Raw genomic sequence first — 6,857 nt, 5'->3', positions numbered from 1 at the left:
GGTGCGCAACGACGTGGTCCGCACCCTGGGCGAGGCCTGGGCGCGGGCCGACGGCCCGCTGGCGCTGGTGGTCTACGACGCCCTCGTCGACTTCATCAAGAACTGCCACGCCTATCCGCAGGTGCAGGTCCGCAACCGGGCCTTCGTGCTCGGGCCGGGCGCCCTGAGCGGGGTGCGCGGCGACTTCCGGGCCCGAGCGGTGACTACCGAGAAGTTCTTCGCCTCCAACGAGGATCTGCTGCTGTGGGATGTGACCGGCCGGTCGGTGATCACCGAGCAGATGAGCGCCTATCCGGTCCTCGACACCTCCGGCGGCGACCTCAAATCCGCGGCGCACGATCCGTATGCGATCTTCTCGGTGCCCGGCGAGCGACCGGTGACCGTCGGGGTGGAGATCTGCCTGGACCACGCCGATCACCGGCTGCGCCGGGGCGTCGTGCGCAGCCGGTGGCCCGAGGCGGCGACCGGGCTGGAACTGCATCTGCTCCCGTCCTGCGGAATGTCCATCCACGGCTCGGCGGTGGCCGCGGCGGCCGGCGGATGGGTGTTCAACTGCGACGGCCAGTACGGCCTCGGCGACCCGGAACAGGCGGGCCGCCCGCAGCGCGGGACGCTCGGGGCGGTGCCCTGCGACTACGTCGACTACCTCGACGCGTCGGGGGCCGGTGCACACACTCAGCTGGCCCGGGTCCGACGGCCGGCGTCCGGGGCCGACGTCCGCGGGCCGGGTTCGACCGACGCGGTCTTCGCCCCCGCCGCGGGCGCCTCGGTCACCGTGATCCCGGTGGCCTCCGGCCCGGACGTCGAGCGCTGTTTCGCGGGCGGTCCGGGTGCGGTGCACGTCTACGGTGCCGACCACCCGCTGCCGCTGCACGGGGACGTCTGACAGGGGACGCCTGGCCGGTACGGCCGCGATCGGTCAGCGCGCTTCCGGTGCCGCCTGATCGTCGAGCAGCGACTCCGCGCGGTCGAGCAGCGCCTCGAAGGTGAAGTCGAACAGCGCATCCTCGGGTATCCGCTGATCGGGACCGCCGGCCTGCACCATCAGCCGCTCGGCGTCGGCCAGCACCGACTGATGGGTGAGCATCGCCGACCCGCACACGTGGGAGAGCAGCGCGAAGTACAGCCGGCAGGCATCCTGCTCGGAGAAGCCGGCCTCGTGCAGCGCGTCCATGATCGAGCCGAAGCGGCGGCTGGTCGCGTGCATCACCGTCGCGTCGACGGTCGGCCGCGGCTGCAGCAGCAGCATCAGCTCCACCAGAACCGGCTGTTCCTTGAGCACGCGGTGCATGGAACGGAAGTGCCGCCGCAGTCCGGCCTTCCATCCCCCGGCGCCGTCGAAGGGGGAGGTGTCCCGGTAGTCGGCCGTGGCCCACACCGACATGGCTGCGAGCAGGTCCTCCTTCTTGCGGAAGTGCCAGTAGATGCTGGTCACCCCCACGCCCAGATGCCGGGCCACCATCGGGACGCTGAACCTGGCCAGACCCACCTCGCCGGCCACCCGGTAGGCGGCGGCGACGATCTCCTCCGGGTCGAGGGAACCGCGCGGCAGACGCCCGTCGGAACCCCGCTGACCGGTGTCACCCGCAGTGGTCGATGGATCGTGGGTCATAGTCCCCCTGCTCTGATCGGGTCGCGCCGCCGATCGTAACACCGGCGTGAAACCCCTCTTGAACTGCGGATAGCTAGCAGATGTGGCATGTTTCGCAAATTCGGCACTGTTGTGATCCGACACACGTTAAAGTCTGCCGTAAGCCCTACCGTATGTCTTACAGTTGCACATTCGGGCACGGCTTTTCCGCGGATCGGCGAACGGTGCCGAGGTATCCGACAGGACTGAAGGGACGAATAGTGAAAGCACCCAGCAACCTCAAACGCACGTTGCGCCAGGCGATGGTCGTCGGTGCGGCGGGCGCTCTGGTCTTCGGCGGTCTCACCGCGTGCTCGTCGGACGACGACAGCACCGCCGCCTCCAGCGGGCCCACCGTCGAACTGACCGAGAACGCGCCCACCGGCGAGGCGATCAAGGTCGGCCTGATCGTGCCGGAGTCCGGCGCCATCTCGGTGCCGAGCGTGCGCGAGGGCGGTGAGGCCGCCGCCGAGTACCTCAACGCCAACGGCGGCGGTGTGGGCGGCCACAAGGTGGAGCTCGAGATCTGCAAGGAGGCCGAGGAACCCGTCTCGGCCACCAAGTGCGCCAATGAGATGGTGGCCAAGAAGGTCTCGGTGGTGATCACGCCGATGGGCTCGCAGGGCGCCGTCATGCTGCCGATCGTCACCGGAGCAGGCATTCCCTATGTGGCGCAGGCTCCGGTCTCCCAGGTGGAGATGGCCGCGCCCAAGACCTACATGCTCTCCAGCGGCATCGTCGGCGTGCTCTCCGCGCAGGCCGCCACCGCCGCCAAGGACGGGCTCAAGAAGGTCACCGTGCTGATCGGCGACACCGGCGACGCCGCCGCCTCGCTCAAGGCGATGGGAGAGCCCATCTTCTCCCGGGCCGGCGTGGAGCTGAAGGTGGTCACCGTGCCGGTCTCCGTCGCCGACCCGAGCGCGCAGATCGCCGCCGGCCTGGCCGACAAGCCGGACGCGGTCAGCATCCTCGGCGACAGCCGCCAGTGCACCAGTGCCCTGAAGGCTCTGCAGACCGCAGCGCCCGACGTGCAGAAGTACCTGATCTCGTCCTGTCTGGACCGCCCGGTGGTCGAGGCCGTCGGTGAAGAGACCTACACCAACACCAAGGCCTTCACCACCGTCGATCTCACCTCGGACGCCGAGACGGTGAATCTGTACCGCACGGTGATGGCCAAGTACGCCCCGGACACCGACCCGCGTGGTCTGGCGTACATGGGCTACCAGACGGTGATGGCACTGGCCGAGGTCGGCACCGGTCTGCAGGCGGGCGCGGTGGACGCCGCCGCCGTCGACGCGGCCTTCGGTGCCGCCCGCGACCTGCCGCTGCCGGCCGCTCCGGGACTCACCTTCACCTGCGACGGCAAGGCCTTCCCGCAGCTCACCTCGCTGTGCAGCAAGGCCATGCTGGTCTCCGACGTCGGCGCCGACCTGGTCTTCGAGAACACCGAAGTGGTCAACCAGGACTGACGGTCGTCCGCGGTCGGGCCGGTGATGATCGGCATCTCACCGGCCCGCCGCGCGACCGGACCCGCCTGACGAGTCCCGCCCGACCTGACTTCTGCCGACCTGCACTTTTACCGACCTGCCACCGCTCGCCTCCAGAGGGGACCCCAGCCTTCCGATGAACGATCTCGCCTTTCTGCTCCTGGGCGTGGGCAACGGCGCCGTCTACGCGGCGCTCGGCCTGGCCCTGGTGATGACTTTCAAGAGCTCCGGCGTGGTGAACTTCGCCACCGGCGCCGTTGCGCTCTACGCCGCCTACACCTACGCCTACCTGCGGCGCGGGGAGTTCCTCAATCCGATTCCGGGCTTCGACAAGACCGTCGACCTGGGCGGCAAATGGGATGTGCTGCCCGCCGCCCTGCTCGCGGTGGCGCTCTCGGCCGTCCTGGGCATGCTCCTGTATCTGGTGGTCTTCCGGCCGATGCGCCGCGCGCCGGCGCTGGCCAAGGCGGTCGCCGCGATCGGCGTCATGCTGGTGCTGCAGGCGCTGCTGGCCATGCGCGTGGACGAGACCCCGCCGCCGGTGGCCGCGATCTTCCCGCGCGAGTCCTTCACCGTGGGCGAGACCGTCGTCTCCACCGAGGGGCTGTGGCTGGGTGTGGTGGTCGTGGGTCTGGCCGCGCTGGCGGCCCTGGTCCTGCGATACACGCGCTTCGGGGTGGCCACCGAGGCGGCGGCCGAATCCGAACGCGGTGCGCTGGTCACCGGCCTGTCGCCGGACCGGATCGCACTGTCCAACTGGGCCCTCTCGAGTGCCACCGCCGGCGTGGGCGGCGTGCTGATCTCGCCGATGGTCCCGCTCAACCCGGTGGCCTACACCATGTTCATCGTGCCGGCGCTCGCCGCGGCGCTGGTGGGCAACTTCTCGTCGATCAGCCTGACGGTGCTCGCCGGCCTGGCGATCGGGATGCTCTCCTCGGAGGCGCAGAAACTGCAGACCACCGTCGACTGGTTTCCCGACAGCGGTGTGGCGCAGGCGATCCCGCTGCTGCTGATCCTGATCTTCCTGCTGGTGCGCGGCCAGCGGTTGCCCGGCCGAGGTGCGGTGGCCAAGCAGGATCTGGGGCGTTCGCCGCGGCCGACCCGGCTGCTGGTGCCCACCGTGGTCGGGGTGGCCGTGGGCGTGGTGGCCCTGCTGGTCACCTCCGGCAGCGTGCGGCTGGCGGTGATCGCCTCCCTGGTCTTCGCGGTGATCGCGCTCTCGCAGGTGGTCGTCACCGGCTATGCCGGGCAGGTCTCGCTGGCGCAGCTCACCCTGGCCGGGGCGTCGGCCTATTCGCTGGCCCGCTTCTCCGAGCAACTGCACATCCCGTTCCCGTTCGCCCCGCTGCTGGCGGCGCTGGCCGCGATGGTGATCGGTGTGGTGGTGGGCCTGCCGGCCCTGCGGGTGCGTGGACTGCCGCTGATGGTGGCGACCCTGGCTCTGGCGGTGTTCCTGGAGGCCTTCTGGTTCAACAATCCGAGCCTGAACGGCGGCGGCGCCCAGGCGATGGTCACCCCGCCGTCAATATTCGGCCTCGATCTGTCGATCGGCGCGGGGGAGGGCTATCCGCAGCTGGCCTTCGGCGTCCTCTGCCTGGTGGTGCTCACGCTCTGTGCGCTCGGCGTGGCCTGGCTGCGGCGCAGCGGGCTGGGCGCGGCCATGCTGGCGGTGCGGGCCAATGAGCGCTCGGCTGCGGCGTCGGGCATCAATGTGGGCGCGGTCAAGCTGACGGCCTTCGCGATCGCCTCCTTCCTGGCCGGTCTGGGCGGCGCGCTGATGGCCTACCAGACCAGCAATATGGCCACCGCGGATCTGTTCCGGGTGTTCACCGCGATCACCCTGTTCGCCGTCTTCTACATCGCCGGTGTCACCTCGGTCTCCGGCGCGCTGCTGGCCGGCGTGATGGCGCCGGGTGCCCTGCTCTCGTACTGGCTCGACATCGGCGACTACTACGTGCTGGCCTCGGGCGTCCTGCTGGTGGTGACCGTGGTGTTCAATCCCGACGGTCTGGTCGGGCAGTTGCACCGGATCCCGTTGCCGGCGGTGCTGCGGGCCCGTCCCGCGCCGATCGGGGACATACCGGTGGCGCCGTCGCCCGAGCACGCGCCGACGGCAGTCGGCGGACCGGTGCTCGCCGTGGAGGACCTCACCGTCCGCTACGGGGCGGTCACCGCTGTTTCCGGCGTGGACTTCGGTCTGCTGCGCGGGGAGATCGTCGGCCTGATCGGGCCCAACGGGGCAGGCAAGACCACACTGGTCGACGCGATCAGCGGCTTCGCCCCGTGCACCGGCCGCATCCGGTTGGGCGAGACCGATCTCGCCACCCTGGCGCCGCACCGGCGCAGCCGGGCCGGACTCGGGCGCACCTTCCAGGACATCGAGCTCTACGACGAGCTCTCGGTGCTCGAGAACGTGACGGTGGGGGTGGACGCCGGCGACGACGACCCGCACCGGACGGTCCGCGAGGTCTTGGCCCTGCTGCAGATCGGCGACCTGGCCGAGACCACGGCGGCCGATCTGTCGCAGGGACAGCGCCAGCTGGTCTCGGTGGCCCGGATGCTGGCCGGGCGGCCCACCGTGGCGCTGCTCGACGAGCCCGCCGCGGGCCTGGACTCGGGGGAGAGCCGGTGGCTCGGCGAGCGCCTGGCGGCGGCCCGGGGTTCCGGGGTGAGCATGCTGCTGATCGACCACGACATGGATCTGGTGCTCAGCGTGTGCGACCGCGTGGTGGTGCTCGACCTGGGCAGCGTGATCGCCACCGGTACACCGGAGGAGATCCGCACCGATCCGCGGGTGATGGCCGCCTATCTGGGGACCGAGGGCCCCGCCGCAGAGGAAGCGGCCCCAGAGGATTCGGCCCCGGAGGATCCTGCCCCAGAAGAACCGGACCATCCGGCACCCGACGGCCCCGCCGGGGCACGTCCCGTCCGCAACGATTCCGACGCTCCGGAGGTCATCGCATGAGCATGCTGTCGGCCCGGTCCCTCGATGCCGGTCACATGAAGGGCAACCCGGTGGTGCGCGGCATCGACCTGGACGTGGCGGCGGGCGAGATCGTCGCTCTGCTCGGTCCCAACGGCGCCGGGAAGACCACGCTGCTCGAGACGATGGCGGGGCTGCTGCCGCGCCTCGGCGGTGAGCTGAGCGTCGACGGGACGGCGGTGGCCTCGGCCGATCCGCGGTCGGCGGTGCGCTCGGGGCTGGTCCTCGTGCCCGACGACCGGGCGCTCTTCCGCAAGCTCTCCACCGAGCAGAACCTGAAGCTGGCGGTGCGCGCCGATGCGGGACGGCCGCTGTTCGGCGGCCGCCGGCGCCGGTCGGAGGCGGCGGCCCGGGTGGCCGAGATCGTCGACTGGTTCCCCTCGCTGGGCCGGCGGGCGCGGGTGCCGGCCGGCCAGCTCTCCGGCGGCGAGCAGCAGATGCTCGCCATCGGGCGGGCTCTGCTGCAGCGGCCCAAGGTGCTGCTGATCGACGAACTGAGCATGGGGCTCGCGCCGGTGATCGTGGAATCGATCCTGCCGGTGCTGCGCCGGGTGGCCGACGCGGACGGCACCGCGATCGTGCTGGTGGAGCAGCATGTGCGGCTGGCTCTGGAGGTGGCCGACCGGGCGGTGGTGCTGGGCCGGTCGAGTGAGCGGGGCCTAAGCTCGCGCTACAGCGGCACGTGGTCGTGGTGGCGGGCCAGCCGGTGGAGGTCTCGGTCGGCGTGTACGACGAGGTGGTCGTGCTAGCGCCACGG

5 protein-coding genes are annotated in these 6,857 nt (G+C 70.8%); 4 read left to right on the top strand and 1 reads right to left on the bottom strand.

The window, feature by feature from the left end:
* A partial coding sequence (locus ACJMNC_RS12210) for a hypothetical protein (RefSeq protein WP_408948233.1) occupies positions 1–886 on the top strand: 886 nt, incomplete at its 5' end.
* A gap of 33 nt (positions 887–919) precedes the next feature.
* Here the strand turns inward: ACJMNC_RS12210 and ACJMNC_RS12205 are convergent.
* The gene (locus ACJMNC_RS12205; protein WP_408948232.1) at positions 920–1,612 is read right to left on the bottom strand and encodes a TetR/AcrR family transcriptional regulator; all 693 of its coding nucleotides are present in this window, start codon (positions 1,610–1,612) and stop codon (positions 920–922) included.
* 239 nt (positions 1,613–1,851) lie between these two features.
* Between ACJMNC_RS12205 and ACJMNC_RS12200 the strand changes: the two genes are divergently transcribed.
* From ACJMNC_RS12200 to ACJMNC_RS12190, 3 genes are all read left to right on the top strand, one after another.
* Positions 1,852–3,099 (top strand): ABC transporter substrate-binding protein, encoded by a 1,248-nt coding sequence (locus tag ACJMNC_RS12200; protein ID WP_408948231.1) that lies wholly within the window; start codon positions 1,852–1,854, stop codon positions 3,097–3,099.
* A gap of 154 nt (positions 3,100–3,253) precedes the next feature.
* Positions 3,254–6,082, top strand: a complete 2,829-nt coding sequence (locus tag ACJMNC_RS12195; RefSeq protein ID WP_408948230.1) for an ABC transporter permease subunit — start codon at positions 3,254–3,256, stop codon at positions 6,080–6,082.
* Positions 6,079–6,849 carry an ABC transporter ATP-binding protein gene (locus ACJMNC_RS12190; protein ID WP_408948229.1) on the top strand — a complete coding sequence of 257 codons (771 nt, stop codon included), beginning with the start codon at positions 6,079–6,081 and terminating at the stop codon, positions 6,847–6,849. Before ACJMNC_RS12195 ends, ACJMNC_RS12190 begins: the two co-directional genes overlap by 4 nt.
* The last annotated feature ends 8 nt before the right edge of the window (positions 6,850–6,857 follow it).

Origin of the sequence: Gordonia sp. VNK21, assembly GCF_046098115.1 — a bacterium.
Taxonomy (GTDB): Bacteria; Actinomycetota; Actinomycetes; order Mycobacteriales; family Mycobacteriaceae; genus Gordonia.
The sequence above is the reverse complement of the archived record's forward strand: the minus strand, read 5'-3'. Positions and strand labels throughout refer to the sequence as shown.